General features: G+C 43.6%; 12 protein-coding genes. 1 reads left to right on the forward strand and 11 read right to left on the reverse strand.

The features are described from left to right. Positions 1–7: 7 nt before the first annotated feature. The 11 genes from DG474_RS09155 to DG474_RS09205 form a co-directional block, all read right to left on the reverse strand. Positions 8–868 carry a DUF4299 family protein gene (locus tag DG474_RS09155; protein WP_255778180.1) on the reverse strand — a complete coding sequence of 287 codons (861 nt, stop codon included), beginning with the start codon at positions 866–868 and terminating at the stop codon, positions 8–10. A gap of 121 nt (positions 869–989) precedes the next feature. After that, positions 990–1,976: an oxygen-dependent tRNA uridine(34) hydroxylase TrhO gene (gene trhO / locus DG474_RS09160; protein ID WP_001030012.1), complete on the reverse strand. Its 987-nt coding sequence runs from the start codon at positions 1,974–1,976 to the stop codon at positions 990–992. Between the two features lie 131 nt (positions 1,977–2,107). Continuing rightward, positions 2,108–2,404: a bacteriocin immunity protein gene (locus DG474_RS09165; RefSeq protein WP_042903050.1), complete on the reverse strand. Its 297-nt coding sequence runs from the start codon at positions 2,402–2,404 to the stop codon at positions 2,108–2,110. A gap of 68 nt (positions 2,405–2,472) precedes the next feature. Continuing rightward, a complete protein-coding gene (locus DG474_RS09170; protein WP_042903051.1) occupies positions 2,473–3,162 on the reverse strand; it encodes a CPBP family intramembrane glutamic endopeptidase in 690 nt (229 codons plus the stop codon). 160 nt (positions 3,163–3,322) lie between these two features. Further along, a complete protein-coding gene (locus tag DG474_RS09175; protein ID WP_042903052.1) occupies positions 3,323–4,807 on the reverse strand; it encodes an ABC transporter substrate-binding protein in 1,485 nt (494 codons plus the stop codon). A gap of 108 nt (positions 4,808–4,915) precedes the next feature. Further along, positions 4,916–5,839, reverse strand: coding sequence for a carbohydrate ABC transporter permease (locus DG474_RS09180; RefSeq protein WP_000818344.1), 924 nt, complete (start codon positions 5,837–5,839; stop codon positions 4,916–4,918). A gap of 13 nt (positions 5,840–5,852) precedes the next feature. After that, positions 5,853–6,782: an ABC transporter permease gene (locus DG474_RS09185; RefSeq protein WP_000714584.1), complete on the reverse strand. Its 930-nt coding sequence runs from the start codon at positions 6,780–6,782 to the stop codon at positions 5,853–5,855. Between the two features lie 200 nt (positions 6,783–6,982). Then, on the reverse strand, positions 6,983–8,863 hold the full coding sequence (locus DG474_RS09190) for a beta-N-acetylhexosaminidase (protein WP_255778181.1): 1,881 nt from the start codon (positions 8,861–8,863) through the stop codon (positions 6,983–6,985). Beyond that, a complete protein-coding gene (locus DG474_RS09195; protein WP_049518836.1) occupies positions 8,857–9,726 on the reverse strand; it encodes an ROK family protein in 870 nt (289 codons plus the stop codon). The genes DG474_RS09190 and DG474_RS09195 overlap by 7 nt, the downstream gene beginning before the upstream one ends. Positions 9,727–9,824: 98 nt before the next feature. Continuing rightward, entirely contained in the window at positions 9,825–12,470 is a 2,646-nt protein-coding gene (locus tag DG474_RS09200) for an alpha-mannosidase (protein WP_070569507.1), read from the reverse strand. Between the two features lie 242 nt (positions 12,471–12,712). Further along, complete coding sequence (locus tag DG474_RS09205; RefSeq protein ID WP_070569510.1) at positions 12,713–13,993, reverse strand: glycoside hydrolase family 125 protein; 1,281 nt, start codon at positions 13,991–13,993, stop codon at positions 12,713–12,715. Positions 13,994–14,163: 170 nt separating this feature from the next. Here DG474_RS09205 and DG474_RS09210 point away from each other — a divergent pair, with 170 nt between their 5' ends. Beyond that, complete coding sequence (locus DG474_RS09210; RefSeq protein ID WP_070569512.1) at positions 14,164–16,251, forward strand: GH92 family glycosyl hydrolase; 2,088 nt, start codon at positions 14,164–14,166, stop codon at positions 16,249–16,251. The last annotated feature ends 21 nt before the right edge of the window (positions 16,252–16,272 follow it).

Below are 16,272 nucleotides of genomic sequence, written 5' to 3' on the forward strand. Positions count from 1 at the left end.
GTCGTGGCTACTTGACGGCTACTAATTCCTCAAAATCTTTTCCCAAAATGGGTTCTACTTCTAATTGATTAGCATCTAATTGCTGGTAAAATGCTTTTGGTAGTGACTCTAGAAATCTTGCATAGTCCAAGCGAGCAATGGATTCGTAGTCTTCTGCTTTGGACCCATCACCAGAAATCGTCACTAGGTCAATCTCCCAAACAAGTTCCTTTCCTACCAGCTGCTCGGTATAAGGAGCTGGTACAAAGGGTTCCTTTGGCAAAATCGTCTTGACTCCCTGGGCTAGGTGATAGATACCGTGCACCTTACCTTGGGCGTCTGGGTAAAATTTCACACTGGCAAGGTAGGCATCAGAGCCTTGAACCTTCTTGACCAGCTCTTCAAAACGTGCCAATCCATCCTCAGCCAAAAAGCTCTCGAGGTATTCCTTGTTGAGATAGATAGGGGACAAGAGCCCTTGGCAGTATACTAGACGAGCCGCTTTGTCAGCTAGATAATTCTGAACTGTTTCTCTGAAATAAGCTTCAAATTCAAACCCTTCTAGCCCTTCTACCACTTGCCCCAACTTGCTCGATAGGGCTTGGAGGAGAGCTTCTACAATCTCCCAGTCCGCTCTAGTAAGGAAGTCTGGAATCACCACTTGATAGCCTTTTCGACTATCCGCATAGTTCACTTTGAAAAGAAATTGCGACTGGCCTACAATCCCACATTCCATATACTCGAGACGATTAAGCGGCTGACGGAGATAGACTGCATCATAACTGTGTGACTCCAAGCCCTCCACCAAGGCCAAGATGGACTTGGCAGTCAAGACCTCCTGTTGTCCTAGAATACTATCTTTATTTGGGATAAAAAATATTTTCGCCATAACTGGCCTCCTTTGAAATCGTTTACACATAGTATACCCTATTTTCTTGAAAGATACAGAAACAAATTTTAGATTTTTAGATAAAAAGCATAGAAAAACAGCCCCTGAGGACTGTTTGATGTTATACAGTAGCGACTTGATCCAAGCTTTCACCGATAGCGGCTAGGCGCTCGATTACTTCTGCTTGTGTCAATTCATTTTCTGAGACGTAGCGGTTGCGTGGGTGAACACGACACTCGTGTGAGCATCCACGAAGGTACTTGTCTTCATTTTCTTCTGATGTTAGGATACGACGGTTACAGAAGGGATTTCCACAGTTGACATAACGTTCACATGGTGTTCCATCAAACCAGTCTTTCCCTACAATGGTAGGGTTGACATGGTTGACATCAACTGCGATACGCTCGTCAAAGACGTACATTTTCCCATCCCAAAGTTCACCTTGAACTTCTGGGTCTTTACCGTAGGTTGCGATTCCTCCGTGCAATTGACCGACATCTTTGTAGCCTTCACGGACCATCCAGCCTGAGAATTTCTCACAGCGAACGCCGCCTGTACAGTAAACCACGACACGTTTATCCATGAATTTTTCCTTGTTGTCACGGACCCATTGTGGCAACTCACGGAAGTTGCGGATGTCTGGGCGGATAGCCCCACGGAAGTGTCCTAGGTCGTACTCGTAATCGTTACGTGTGTCAAGAACCACTGTATCTTCGTCAAGAAGGGCTTCTTTGAACTCTTTTGGAGACAAGTAAGCACCTGTTGTTTCAAGTGGATTGATATCGTTGTCAAAGTCGTTGTCTTCCAAACCAAGGTGGACAATCTCTTTCTTGTAGCGAACAAACATCTTCTTGAAGGCTTGTTCATTTTCTTCGTCAATCTTGAACCAGAGGTCTTCCATGCCTGGGAGGCTGTGAACGTAGTCCATGTATTTTTGAGTTGTTTCGTAGTCACCTGAAACGGTTCCGTTGATTCCCTCGTCAGCGACTAGGATACGGCCTTTGAGACCGATTGATTTACAGAAAGCCAAGTGATCTGCCGCAAATTGCTCTGCATTTTCAATTGGAGTATAAAGGTAGTAAAGTAAGACACGAATATCTTTTGCCATAAGATTTGTTCTCTTTTCTATTCTTAAATTTTCAGAATTTTTCATTCAACTATACTAGTATACCCACTTGGGAAAACGAATGCAATTTATTTGACCGGAAATTGTAGAAAGAGTCCTACCCCTGCATTTCATCAGTAACCATAGCGAATCGCAGATAATTCTCTCAATTTTTTTATTTGCTTAGCTTGACTTTCTGACAAACCCAGCTTATTGTCAATCAACACACGTGAGATGTCAACGTTCATTTGGCTCAGAATAAATGGAGTAGAGGTTCCATCATCCTCTAATCGTTTTTTATAAATCACTAGCTGATTTTTCAAGGGAGTAAGTTGAGGCGCAGCCTTTATATCTTCCAATAGATAATCAATGATGGTCATGGCTTCACAACGCCTTTCTCTCCCTCCTGCAAACCATTTTAATGGTGTCATACTCATTTCCCTCCTGAAATTCGCTTATAAATTGAAAAACTATAGTTCCTAACTCTCGTACCAGTATTTTACCCAAACACCCTGTGTAAAAAAGTCAGCAAAAATGGCAAGGTCGCTACAATATTATTGATCACATGCACCGCATAGGATGGATAAATGCTCTTGGTATAGCGGGTCAAACCAGCAAAGATGATTCCAGATGTTGTAAAAACAAAAATATCTAACAGACTAGGCAGACTTGAAAAATGAGGGAGAGCAAACAAAATGGAAGGAAGAAGCAAATCAAGGCCAAATCGCGAATCTTTAAAAAAGGCGTGTTGCAGTAATCCTCTATAGATTAACTCTTCCATCAGTGGAATCAGAAAGAACAGGGCTATATAGATACCTAGCTCTGCAAAGTTAGTCCCACTATAACCAATCAATACAGCCCAACCTTCAGCAGTTGACTGAACATGTTTAGCTGTCTGAACGTTAAAAGAGATCTGGAGCACTACCACTAATACTGTCAAAATCGAATACCAAAGCCATTTTTTTCTTGGAATGCGAAAGAGATAACCATGGCCTGTCTTAACCAGAATCCAAATCATGACTCCGATAAATAGCAAACTCAAGATATTTTGAATCCAGAAGAAATTGCCTATCTGGGAAGAAAATTGCCAATAGTTTTGGACAATAAGCGTCAGCTGAGAAAGGCCAAATACGAAAAATAGGTAAGAGAAGACAGCACTCATTTTGAAAAGAAGGCGATATTTTTTCATAATAAATCCTCTATAGATGTATGTGTATCACATCGTATAAACCCTCAGAACCACTGTTTTCATTTTTACATCCTAAAAATCACTACCTCCCCTAGAGAACTAAGGAAGGCAGTGATCACATTTTTAGGAATTAGGAATGAATACACGAAATCAATCGATCTTATGATTTTTTGTTTTTCAAGAATTCGTCGTATTGTTTTTGCATTTCGTTCAATACTTTTTCGTAAGCACCTTCAGATTTCAATTTTTCCATCAATTCTGGAATAGCTTTATCTGGGTCTACAGTACCAGTGTTGATAGCTGTATCGAATTGTTGCATTGTGTTAGAGATTGCTGAAATTTCAGATTTCACACTGTCAGTGTTAAAGATAAATCCAAGTGCTGGAGATTCTTTAGCTTCTGCCAATTGTTTCTTAGAATCTGCAATTTGTTGGTCTGTAACGTTTTCGTTGATGTAAAGAATCCAGTTGTTACCAGTGTTCCATCCACCCATGTGAGTATTTCCTTTGTAGCCATCAAGGACGCGTACACGGTTTTCTTTACCTTCAATTTTTTCCCAGTTCTTGCCTTCTGGACCGTAAACAAGACCGTTCAAGAGTTCTGGGTTCGTGTTCAAGAGGTTCAACACTTCCATTGATTTTTCTTTGTTCTTAGAGTTGTTTGAGATAACAAAGTTGGCAACTTGTGTTGTTTGGTTTTTCTTGATAAAGTTAGTGATTGGTTTGATTTGGATGTCTTTGTTAGCAACGCGTGAGAGCAAGCTGTTACCGTAGTCAGCTGGTCCTACTGTTTCTTCACGAACGAACCAAGTATCTTGTTGAAGGTCAAATGAAGTGTCGCTTGTTGCTACGTCTTTTGGAATGTATCCTTCTTCATAGAATTTGTGAAGAGTCTTCAAGTGTTCTTTGAAACGAGGTACTTCGTAACGGTTTACGATCTTAGTAGTGTCTCCTTCAAGGTCGATAACAAATGGAAGTCCGTTTGGTACTGGGTAGTCAAAGTTATCAGATGGGATAAAGTTCTTCGTAACCGCAAATGGTACTACATCTGGAGCTTTTTCTTTGATTTGTTTCAAGACTGGCTCAAGTGTTTCGTATGAAGTTACACCTGAAATATCGATACCGTATTTAGCAAGAAGAGTTCCGTTGAAGGCAAAGTTTTGAGATGATGCAACGTTAGCTGCAACTGGTACTGCATAGATCTTACCGTTTACAGTGTTCCCTTTGATGTAAGCTGGGTCAAGTGCTTTGTAAAGCTCTGCTCCTTCTTTTTTATACAATTCTGTCAAGTCAGCATAAGCACCTTTTTGAGCATTTACGACATAGTTAGATGCAAATGCGATATCATAGTTTTCACCAGATGATGTGATAACAGACATTTTCTTATCATAGTCACCCCATCCAAGGTATTGGATATCCAATTTAGCACCGACTTTTTCTTCGATGATTTTGTTTGCATTTTCTAGCAATTCATCCAAGTTGTCTGGTTTGTCACCGATTTGGTACATTTTGATGACAGGTTTTTCACCTGAAGTAGTATCTGCAGCTTTTTTGTTGTTACCTGTAAGGTTTCCACAAGCAGCAAGACCAGCAGCCAAAGCGACTACGCTAGCAGATGCAAAAGCATATTTTTTCCAGTTTTTCATGATAAAAACTCCTTTTTTTATTTTTAAACTTATAAACGATTTAATGATTTTTAACTTCAGTCACTAAGATGAAGTTGGGAAGGGAGAAACGGTGTTTCTCAACAAGTGCTATTCTTTGACACCACCGATCGTCAACCCTTTAACAAAGTAGCGTTGGAAGAATGGATACAGAATCGCGATTGGAAGGGTTGCAACAACAACCATGGCCATACGACCTGTTTCTTTCGGTAGAGCGACTCCCAGTTGACCAGATAGGCCGACTGCTTTTGCGATGTAGTCCATATTTTGTTGGATTTGCATGAGCAAATATTGCAATGGATACAAGTTGTCACTCTTGATGTAAAGAAGGGCGTTGAACCAGTCGTTCCAGAAACCAAGAGCTGTCAAAAGCGTGATGGTTGCGATACCTGGAAGTGACAATGGCAAACAGATTTGGAAGAAGATCCGAGCTTCACTGGCACCATCGATACGAGCAGATTCGAGAATGGCTTCTGGAATGGTCTTCTTGAAGAAGGAACGCATCAAGATGATGTTGAATGGTGAGAGAAGCATTGGAACAATCAAGGCCCAAACGGTATCACCAAGTTGAAGCAGGCGAGTAACCACGATATAGCCTGGTACCAAACCAGCGTTGAACAACATACTAAGAAGAGCGAAGATCGTAAAGAATCTGCGGTACTTAAAGGTTGTCCGTGAGATGGCGTAGGCATAAGTGGTTGTGATGAAGACGTTGGTCACTGTTCCGACTACTGTTACAAAAACTGAGATAAAGAGCGCTTGGAGGATCTTATCTTTAAACTGAGCTAGGAACTGGAATCCATCTACACCAAATTTCGAAGGGAAAAAGCTATATCCATACTGGAGGATGCTCTTTTCATCTGTCACCGAAATGATGATAACGAAGATAAAGGGCAAGATACAAGAAAGAGCGATCAAACCAGAGATGATACTAAAGAAGATATCTGCTTTCTTACTGAAGGAGTGAATGCCGACATTATCAATTTTTTCTTTTTTAATTTTCTTTTCTGCCATATTCTCCTCCTTTCTAGAACAAAGCTGAGTTTGGATCGACTCGTCTTGCAAGCAAGTTTGATAGGATAACCAGAATCAAACCGACAACGGATTGGTAAAGACCGGCTGCTGAAGCCATACCGATATCTGCTGTCTGAGTCAAACCATTAAAGACATATACGTCCAAAACGTTGGTTACATTGTAAAGCTGACCAGCATTGTGTGGGATTTGATAGAAGAGACCAAAGTCTGCACGGAAGATATTTCCGACTGCAAGGATGGTCAAGACTGTTACAAGCGGAGTCAACTGAGGAATGGTTACGTTGCGAATACGTTGCCACTTGCTAGCCCCGTCCACTGTTGCTGCTTCGTAGTAGGTGGGGTCAATTCCCATGATCGTCGCATAGTACATGACACTGCTATATCCAAAGCCTTTCCAAATACCTAGGAAAAGGAGAAGGTATGGCCAAATGCCTAAGTCAGCGTAGAAGTTGACTTCCTTCATGCCAATGGATGTTAGGAAATGGTTGAAGACCCCTTTGTCAATGTTTAGGAAGGCATCTGTAAAGAAACTGATGATAACCCATGACAGGAAGTAAGGGAACAACATAGACGTTTGGAAAATTTTAACCATTCTCTTAGAGCGAAGCTCGCTGAGGATGATGGCAATCCCTACTGATACAATCAAACCGATAAAGATAAAGCCGAGATTATAGAGAACGGTATTTCGAGTGATGATAAAGGCATCTTTTGAACTAAACAAGAATCTGAAATTATCTAACCCGACCCATTTACTATTCACAATACTATCTATGAAACCATTACTGGTCATATGGTAGTCTTTAAAGGCGACCACATTCCCAAATACTGGAATGTAAAAGAATAGAATCAACCAGAGTGCCCCTGGTAAAACCATCAAGAGAAAGATCCAGTTATCTCTCAAGGTCTTTGAAAACTTTTTCATAATTTCCTCCCTTTTTATTCCTAAAAACTGATTTCATCGAATTTTTAGGTTTGATAACGATTACATTATTAGTATACTCCTATTTGAAGGTCAGGTTAAACTACTAATTATAGAAAAAACTCCACAAATTATTTTTTGTGGAGAAGTTTTTTATAAGAAATAGGTTTCACGAGAAACACTCTGACTCGGAAAAGATGCCTTTAAGTCGTATAAATCGTCGATGCGGTCGCAATAGTATGCCACTGGTTGGCTGTAGTGGCTGCGAAATCCTTGTCTCCATAAAAATCGTTGAATGGAAGGATTTCAACTTCTAATTCTTCGATGCGGTCAATCTGACCTGCCAGATAAGCCTCTATGCGACTCTCTGCTCGCTTGATTCTTTGTAAGAGTCCGCCCATACGGATATCGACTGTATCCAAGCCAAAGACCTTATTTTCTTTCAACCATTGGTGGCTAAAGAGAGCATGGAAGTTTTCAATCTCGCTTCTGAGTTTTGGTAATTCTTGCATGGCGATTTGCTGTAAGCTGACTTTGTCACCGGCTTTATAAGCTTCACGAATGCGTCGTCCCACATCGACTTTGCTACTTAAAATGGCATTCAACTGAGCCTGAGTTTCAAAGAGATAAGCATAATTTCCTGCTTTTTCTTTGATAGCAACAAGCGTCTCAGCTGCCTGAGCAAAGTGCGGTTTGTCTTGCTCAGGTGTCATGTGTCTGTCAAGAATCGGACAGAGAACATCCTGATAAAAGACATAGCGGTTGGGATTGATACCACTGAGATTACCTGGCAAGTTTGGCAAGAGATTGGCAAGGTCAATCTGCATAAAGTCCTCAACTGACAGACCTGTATTGGTCTTAAAGTGAGCAGACAAACGATCTATGTCATTGCGGTAGCTGAGTTCTGCCCAGATTTGCAAGCTTGGCAGAATAGAGAACTGTGCAGTTTCCCCACCGTTATCCCCCCAACCCGTCACGATGACTTCTTTGATATCATTGGCGCGGCAGGCTTTGTTGGCTTCTACAGCAATGAGACGGCTGAAATGGTTGTTGGGTGTGAAACCGATCCACTTCCAAGCTCCGCCTGCAAAGGCAAGGTCTTGGCTAATCTTGTGGTGGTTGCGGAAATTGCGATTGTACTTTTCTTCGCTGTCTTGATAATAATCCCAGTAAACCAAGGTCACACGGTCTTTTAGACGGTCTAGGTAGACATGCGTTTCCTCTGGAATCTCCACATCACGGTCGTACTGACCATCCGCTGACATGAGTTTGAAGAACATATCGCTCCACATCTGGCAGTGGAAACCATACTTGTCAGCAATATCCAGCACGCGCTCTAAGTGTTGACACATGAGAAGACTACGGTCTACAACACCATTCAAGATGAGGTAGCGTCCCAAACCAACCAAGTGGGCTTCGTCCATCCCGATATTGACCTTGCGTGTCTGCAGTTTAGATAGAGTGGCAAACATCCCATCAACCAGGTCATACACCTTTTCTTCGCCGATAAGGAGAATGTCCTCCACATCACGAAGTTCCTGCACTTCTTTGACACCCCATTTGACGAAGGCTGACAAGTGGGCCAAGGTCTGGATGCAAGGCACAAAGGTCATATCAAACTGCTGGACATAGGCTTCGATTTCCTGCAACTCCTCTGCTGAATAGGCGCCACGGAAGTAACCAAAGTAAGGTTGCCCCTCAATCTGATAGGTGTCTTCCATGTAAAGTTCAAAGGTTGAGTAACCCATGAGAGCCAAGACTTCAATCATCTGCTTGGCAGAAGCCACATTCAAAACTGCATTGCGAGAACAGTCTGCCATGTAGGCTAAATCTTCATAAGCCGCCTGCTCCTCAATCGCTACCTTATCACCTTCTACTAGAGCTGTTGCTAGCACTGACAAGGCGCGGTAGAGTTGGTGAGGTTTGCGATAGGTTAGTTGATAGTGTCCACCTTGACCTATAATCGAGATAGACGTTTGGTCAGACTGAGCGACTGCAACTTCCACATCTGGTAAAGAGATATGTTTTGTCAGCAAGTCGATTGCCTGAGTTTGTTTAGGACTAAGTCCTGTAAAAACTACCATTGGTTTTCCTCCTGTAGCCAGTTGACAAGGGCACCGTAGAGATTGGCGTCTGCGTGATAGGTGCAGGCCTGGATAACTGGTGCGACCGTGTATTCTTCGTAGGTTTCGACAAATTCATCGACAGCTTTTTTGACACCTTGGATAAAGTCTGGATTCTGACTGATGGAGCCTCCCAGACTAATGACATCTGGGTCGATGAGATACTGGATATTAAGCAAACCTTGAGCCAAATTACGGTTCATACGCAAAATGGCTTCTTGACAAAGAACATTGCCAGCTGCAGCCTCTTGGTAAATCTTGCGACCGTCCCAGTCAGTCTGACCAGATTTTTCAATCACGTATCGCACCATATTTCCAGTTGACGCTAGTTGCGACCAGTTGTTGAGCTTTTCTGCAGGTTCAATAGTTGTCATATAGCCAAACTCACCACCCAAGCCGTGGCGACCACGGTGAAGTTTGCCATTGATAATCATGGCACCACCGATTCCAGTCCCAATCACGACACAGGCTGCATTTTCAATCTCTGGATGAGCCAGCAGTTCACTAAGTCCAACACAGTTGGCATCATTTTCTAGATGGATAGGAATCTGATAAGAGCTAAGCGCCTCATACCAAGAAAAGCCATGGATGTAAGGTACGGCACTGATTCCCTCAATCACACCTGTTTCTTGATTGACCGCGCCTGGAACGCTCATGGCAATGCCCTTATAATCTTTCTCCGACAGACGTTGGTCTAGCCAAGTCAGTAAATCCTCCAAGTTTTCTGGCGTCGGAGTACTTGTCTTATCTAGTATTTTTCCATCAGGAGTCAGACTGGCAAACTTAATCCCAGTCCCTCCGATATCAATGGTTGCAATGGTCATTGTTCTTCCCATAAAAAGGGGCGAATCAGTAGTTAGTCCTTACTCTTTCGCCCCTCCTTTCTATCTCATAGTATTAGTTATCAAACACTTTAAAACTGTTAAATGTCTTCTTTTTTGATCAATTCTGTGCGAATTTCTTGTGGCGCTAATAGTCCTGAATGAACTGGATATGGTCGCTCAAGTAAGTCAAGAATGGTTTGTTGGTGTTCAGATATGCGCACATTTTCTTGGCTCATATTGTAGTAACGAAGTACATATCCTTCTTCATTTTCAGCTACCTTAAAGGCTGTCGGGCAGACTTGTGGCAAGCTGAGCGCCGCATGGCTCAAGAGGCTACCAGTTGCAGCAACACTTCCTTCTTGTTTAGCAACTTGAAGACTAGTGAATGGTGTTTGGAAGGCTTTAGCACGACGGAAGGCTGAGAAGCGCTCCCCTGCTTGGTGGCATTCAAGTGTAAACTCGACTTCAAACTCACGCAAGCATTGAGCCTCTGGTGTTGGGAAGTAACCCCAGTCACCTAATTCACCTGAGGCACGAAGAATGGTCACGGCAATGGTATCGTCTCCAAGGATTTCGTACTCATGCAATCCTTTATTTGCCACCGTCACTCCTTTTTCATCATCATAAAGGCTGACAAAGGCTTGTTGGTGTTGTGGATTTTCAGGATTTTCCCAAGAAGCAGCTGGTTTGTTTGGTCGTGTCACCACCTCATAGATGCTTTCAGAGTCATTGCTTGGACGTGTGTTATGAGTCTTAACCAAGAGACGGATACGGTGGTCCTTGGCTGTGTTAGTAAAGCGAGTCTTGAAGCGGATTTGTGGATTATCAACAAAGACGGTCATCTCTGTTTCCAGAGGAAGAGTTGTCAATTCTTCTGAGCGCCCAGCTTCACGCGTCATAAACTCGATGATGCCTCTTTGTTCCGCATCCAGTTTTTCGTCTGCACTTACTGGAATTGTCAATTCATGCTTGAGCAAAATCTTGGCAAAACGTGCTGTATTTTCCAAGACTTCACAGCCTTTTAGCTCGGCGTAGATAGGCTCTGTTCCTTTTGGTTGGAAATAGATGTACTCATTTCCAATGTCACCACGGTCTTCAAAGCGAATAACATCTTCATAAGCTTCATGAGTTGTCTTGTCGTAGACCGTGATGTTTTCATCCACACTGACCGTTACAAATGGCGTATCAATCACTCCATTTTGGTAAATACCGTCACGGTGTTCTTGTTCTCCTTCAAGCAATTGGAAGGTTGTCCAAGAAAGTGATGCTAGATGAACAGGGACTGTCACGCGCACTTGTCGAGCGATACGAGCCTGACGGAACTTGTCTTTTGGCAAATCATACTCAAAATTAGCTCCCAAATCTTCGATTTTCGCTTCTACAGCATGTCCTTCCAAGTCTTCGACACGGTAGCTTGGCAAGGTCAAGGCTGCCATCTTCTTATAGCCTTCTGTTGGGTGCAATTCTTTGAAATCACAAGTCGCTACATCAATCACGGTGCTGACCGTATCAACCTTGTCGTGCAAGCCTGTGTTGATGACGGTAAAGAGACGGTCGCTTTGCGCTTCGTGGGTTGCAATTTTACCCTTCCACTCGTTGAGAAGGTTGGTCTTAACGAAATTTCCAACTTGGTTGACCTTGGCAAAACGTGTTTCCATCTCACGGTGAACCTCGTCCACACTACAGCCACAGATACTGTCATGGGGCGCATTTTGTAGAAGGACTTTCCAAGCATAGGTCAACTGGTCCTTATGATTGTGACCACCAGTGATGACAGTCAATGGCTCCACTACTTGTTCTAGGAGATTGCTATTTTCTTGGAAGGCTTGTTTGAGGTAAATGCGTGATGAAGAAGTGTTGGCAAGCGTGTACCAACCATCTGTTTCCTGACTGGTCAACTCACCTGTAACTGTTGATAACTGCTCTGGCAAAGCACTTTCTACTGCATGGACATAGTCATCAAAGGAACTATGAACAAAAGTCACATCTGGGAAGAGTTCATTTGCCACACGAATGGCTTCACTCAGATTGCGCTGTACAGGCTGGTGATCACATCCGTTCATCATCAACCATTGGTTTGTCGAAGCGTAGTCACGCACGTCTGACAATTTTTGTTTCCAGAAAGTTAGGGCCTCGTCCTTATCAACTGGAATTTCATTCCCGTTACTGTACCAGTTGGCAAAGAGGATACCGAGGACACGACTTCCGTCTGCACCCTGCCAGTACATTTCTGAAAACTGGGAAGTAAACTGCTCATCTTCGAGGACTTGGTTGTCAAACCCAATCGGCTTCACACCACGCCCAAAAGCTGCCACGTGAATGCCTGATTTTTGAAGGATTTGAGGAGCTTGTCCCATATTTCCAAAGGTATCTGGGAAGTAACCAATCTGGGTTGATTTGCCCCATTTTGCACATTCTGCTTGACCAATCAAGGTATTGCGAACATTGGCTTCACTAGAAATCAAGTAATCATCCTGCAAGATGTAAAAGGGACCAATTTTGAGTTTGCCTTGGTCGATGTAACCTTGGACTTTGTCGCGATTTTCAGGGCGAATTTCCAAATAGTCATCAAGGACAATGGTTTGGCCATCCAAGTGGAAACTCTTGAACTCAGGGTCATTTTCAAAAAGGTCAAAAAGATTATCAAATAATTCCACCAACTGCATACGGTGGCTTTCAAAAGGTAAGTACCACTCACGGTCCCAGTGACTATGTGAGATAATATGTACAACAACATTTTCCATGAAGTAAAACCTCATTCTAAATTTAAATTTTAACGTTTTAAATGTAAAGGTGTGATTCTGACACGAATCGGTGAAACTAAAGCGAGCTCCTTATACTCAATAAAAATCAAAGAGCAAACTAGGAAGCTAGCCGCAGTCTGCTCAAAGCACTGCTTTGAGGTTGTGGATAGAACTGATGAAGTCAGTAACCATACCTACGGCAAGGCGAAGCTGATATGGTTTGAAGAGATTTTCGAAGAGTATTAGCGAATATCCAGATAATCCAAGACTAATTCACAGAACATCATGTTGGCCCAAGAGAACCATTCACGTGAGTAGAGCGTTGGGTCATCCACGTGGAAGCTTTCATGCATAACACCTGTTCCACCATCGCAGGCAACCAGCTGATCCAGCAAGTATTTTTTCTCTGCCTTATCTCTTGTTGTCAAACCTTGGATAGAAAGGGCAATGGGCCAGATATAGCGATAGAAGGTATGAGAACTTCCGAGACCACTAGCATATTCACCTTGGTAGAAATATGGATTTTCAGGGCTCAGAATGGTACGGCGTGTGGCTTGATACACTTCGTCTTCAATGTCGCAATAGCCCAGATAAGGCGCAGCCAGCAGACTCGGTACATTTGGATCATCCATGATGCTAGCATTTCCTAGGCCATCCACTTCAAAGGCGTAAATCTTTTCACCCTTGCTGTTGGAGGTATAAGCGTAGTTTTCGATTCCTTCTTGAATCTCAGCTTGCAGACGTTTAGCGTCTGCCACGATGTTTTGGCTATCAGCTAGATCCAGTTCTGCAAAGATTTCTTGAACATAGCCCAAGACGACTACGGCAAACATATTGGACGGAATCAAATAGCTATACTGGCAGCAGTCATCACTCGGACGAAAGGCTGACCAGGTCATACCTGTCACTGCAAAGTCAGGTCCAAATCCATCATTTACCAAGGTATCTTCCTTGCGGTCTGTATCCCGAACAAAACGATAAGGAGAATTCTTGTGGTCTTGTTCCACCATCCACAGATGAAGAATTTCCTTGGTCGCTGCGACAAAAGTCTCATCAAATTGACTGGTCTCGCCAGTCTCTTTCCAAAGGAGATAAGCCAACTGCAAAGGATAGCAAAGCGAGTCCACCTCGTACTTGCGTTCCCAAATCCAACCATTAAGGTCGGTATGGTCAGTCTCGTGGTGGCCCTTCCAGTTTTCCTCAATGTTAAAGGAGTTGGCATACGGATCTTTGAGTACTAGGGTCATTTGACGCTTGACCAAACCTGCAATGGTCTGACGCAAGAGAGGATCTTTTTTTGCCACATGCAGGTAGGGTCTGAGTTGGGCTGTCGAATCCCGAAGCCACATGGCAGGAATATCCCCTGTCAGTACAAAGGTCGAGCCATCTTCGAGGATTTCAACTGTATTGTCCAAGGTGTCTGTATAGCAACGCTCGAAGACATCCACCCACTCCGGATGGTCCTTGACCCGCTCTGCTACTTCATCCAGCCATTCTCTAACAATTTCTTTCGAATAAATCATCGTGCAGTTTCCTCTTTCAAACAAGTTTCATGTTCAGTATATAGTTTTTGAGACAGAAAATACATACACAAATGATAGTCATTTTTCTACAAAATTGCTTACTTTCGAACCCCATATCTAAAGGTCTCATTTTTCTGATATAATGTAGAAAAACAGCTAAAGGAAATACCATGAAACCACTACTTGAAACCATCGATACCCGCTTTGGTACTGCTAGCAAGCATGCCTTCTCTCGGGGAAATACCCTGCCTTACACAGGCGTGCCTTTTGGGATGAATTATTTTGTGCCCCAGACCAGCGATCAGGAGGGAGCTTGGTTTTTCGATCCGCATCTGCCCATTTTTCAGGGGATTCGATTAACCCACCAGCCCAGCCCTTGGATTGGGGACTACTCTTGGCTCCTTCTGACACCTGTCACAGGTCAGCTTGGGGGAGACCGTCTCTTTCACCGCCAGTCTTCTTATGATATAGATAAAGCTTGCTTCCAGCCTCACTATTTGAAACTCTTTTCTCTGCGCTATCAGATTGAAACCCAGCTCACACCGACTTGCTATGGCGCTTCTATTCGTTTGGAACAAAAGCAAGGCAAAAACCTCTCCCTCTATCTTCACGTAGCAGATGAACTGACCGTAGAGCAAGTAGATAAGCGGACTCTTGTCCTAAGACAAGAAGGCAAAACTGAGACCAATAAAAATCCACTGATACTCTTCACCGCCCTACAAATAAATACGGATATTCTTGCTGTCAACCAAGAAAGCGGAAACTGGCGGATTGACTTCGCAAATAGCCATGCCGAGATTCAACTAGCGACTTCCTTTATTTCTCCTTCTCAAGCGCTGCTCAATCTACCTCAAACGGACTTCGATAGCTGTAAAGAAAATGCACAAGCGGACTGGGAAAATCTCCTCCATCGTTTTGATATTATGGAGACAGGAAAAGCTGACCGAACCTTCTTTGATCACTGCCTTTACAGACTCTTCCTCTTCCCACAGACTTTTTATGAGGTTAATGAATCAGGGCAAGCCATTCACATGGACCTGACTACTGGTACTGTCAAACCCGGCGTCCTCTTTAGCAACAATGGTTTCTGGGATACCTTCCGCACCACCTTCCCCCTCTTTGCCCTTATCATACCGGAGCACTATCACCACTTTTTAGAAGGTTTCCTCAATAGCTACCACGATACTGGATTCCTGCCAAAATGGCTGGCCCCAGATGAACGTGGCATGATGCCTGGTACCCTGCTAGATGGCGTTATCGCAGATAGCGCCTGCAAGGATATGGCCCCCGACTTGGAAGAAGAACTCCTCCAAGCCATGCTTGAAACAGCCACCAAATCCGACCCTCTCGGCATCAATGGCCGCCACGGACTAGCCCAATACCAAGAACTTGGCTACCTCTCTACCGACCACCACGAAAGCGTCAGCCACACCCTAGACTACGCCTATAGTGATTTTTGCATCGCCAGCTGTGCCGAAAAACTAGGTCAGAATGACATCGCGGAAACTTATAGAACTGCGTCTCAAAATTACCGTCATCTATTTGATGCTGAAACAGGTTACATGCGAGCGCGTGATTATCAAGGAAACTTCCGCCCTGACTTCTCTCCCTATAGTTGGGGACGCGACTACGCCGAATGCTCTGCCATTCAAGCGACTTTAGGCGTCCTCCATGACATCCCAGGCTTAATCCAGCTTATGGGTGGAAAAGAAGCCTTCAGCAATTATCTTTTGAAAGCCTGTCAGGACGCTCCTCTCTTTGAAACCACCGGCTATGGTTACGAGATTCATGAAATGAGCGAGATGGCAACAGCTCCCTTTGGACAACTCGCCATCTCTAACCAGCCTAGCTTCCACATTCCATATCTCTTTCGCTACAGCAACCACCCAGACTACACTGCCCTTCTCATCAAGACCTTGCGTCAAAAAGCCTTTCACCCCAGCTGGCAAGCCTATCCTGGCGATGAGGACAATGGCAGTCTCTCTGCTTGGTATATCTGGTCAGCTCTGGGATTCTACCCAACCTGTCCAGGCAAACCAAGTTACGATCTCGGAATTCCTCTCTTTGACCATCTCCGTATCTACCTGGCTAAGGAAAATAAATGGCTGGATATCCATGCCAAGCAAAACCACAGCCACTTCAACTTTGTCAAAGAATGCCGATTGGACAAGACCATAGTATCTAGCCTTCAACACCAAGACCTCTTGAAAGCTGAGCAACTGACCTTCACCCTCAGCTGGCTACCAAATCACTCCTAACCAAAAGAACCTTTGCATCGC

The sequence above is a fragment of the Streptococcus oralis genome (assembly GCF_024399415.1).
GTDB lineage: Bacteria > Bacillota > Bacilli > Lactobacillales > Streptococcaceae > Streptococcus > Streptococcus oralis_CS.

Excerpts from the sequence above, each read along its gene's own strand:
- DG474_RS09155 (WP_255778180.1), bottom strand. The coding sequence starts at position 868 with ATGGCGAAAATATTTTTTATCCCAAATAAAGATAGTATTCTAGGACAA.
- trhO (WP_001030012.1), bottom strand. The coding sequence starts at position 1,976 with ATGGCAAAAGATATTCGTGTCTTACTTTACTACCTTTATACTCCAATT.
- DG474_RS09165 (WP_042903050.1), bottom strand. The coding sequence starts at position 2,404 with ATGACACCATTAAAATGGTTTGCAGGAGGGAGAGAAAGGCGTTGTGAA.
- DG474_RS09170 (WP_042903051.1), bottom strand. The coding sequence starts at position 3,162 with ATGAAAAAATATCGCCTTCTTTTCAAAATGAGTGCTGTCTTCTCTTAC.
- DG474_RS09175 (WP_042903052.1), bottom strand. The coding sequence starts at position 4,807 with ATGAAAAACTGGAAAAAATATGCTTTTGCATCTGCTAGCGTAGTCGCT.
- DG474_RS09180 (WP_000818344.1), bottom strand. The coding sequence starts at position 5,839 with ATGGCAGAAAAGAAAATTAAAAAAGAAAAAATTGATAATGTCGGCATT.
- DG474_RS09185 (WP_000714584.1), bottom strand. The coding sequence starts at position 6,782 with ATGAAAAAGTTTTCAAAGACCTTGAGAGATAACTGGATCTTTCTCTTG.
- DG474_RS09190 (WP_255778181.1), bottom strand. The coding sequence starts at position 8,863 with ATGGTAGTTTTTACAGGACTTAGTCCTAAACAAACTCAGGCAATCGAC.
- DG474_RS09195 (WP_049518836.1), bottom strand. The coding sequence starts at position 9,726 with ATGACCATTGCAACCATTGATATCGGAGGGACTGGGATTAAGTTTGCC.
- DG474_RS09200 (WP_070569507.1), bottom strand. The coding sequence starts at position 12,470 with ATGGAAAATGTTGTTGTACATATTATCTCACATAGTCACTGGGACCGT.
- DG474_RS09205 (WP_070569510.1), bottom strand. The coding sequence starts at position 13,993 with ATGATTTATTCGAAAGAAATTGTTAGAGAATGGCTGGATGAAGTAGCA.
- DG474_RS09210 (WP_070569512.1), top strand. The coding sequence starts at position 14,164 with ATGAAACCACTACTTGAAACCATCGATACCCGCTTTGGTACTGCTAGC.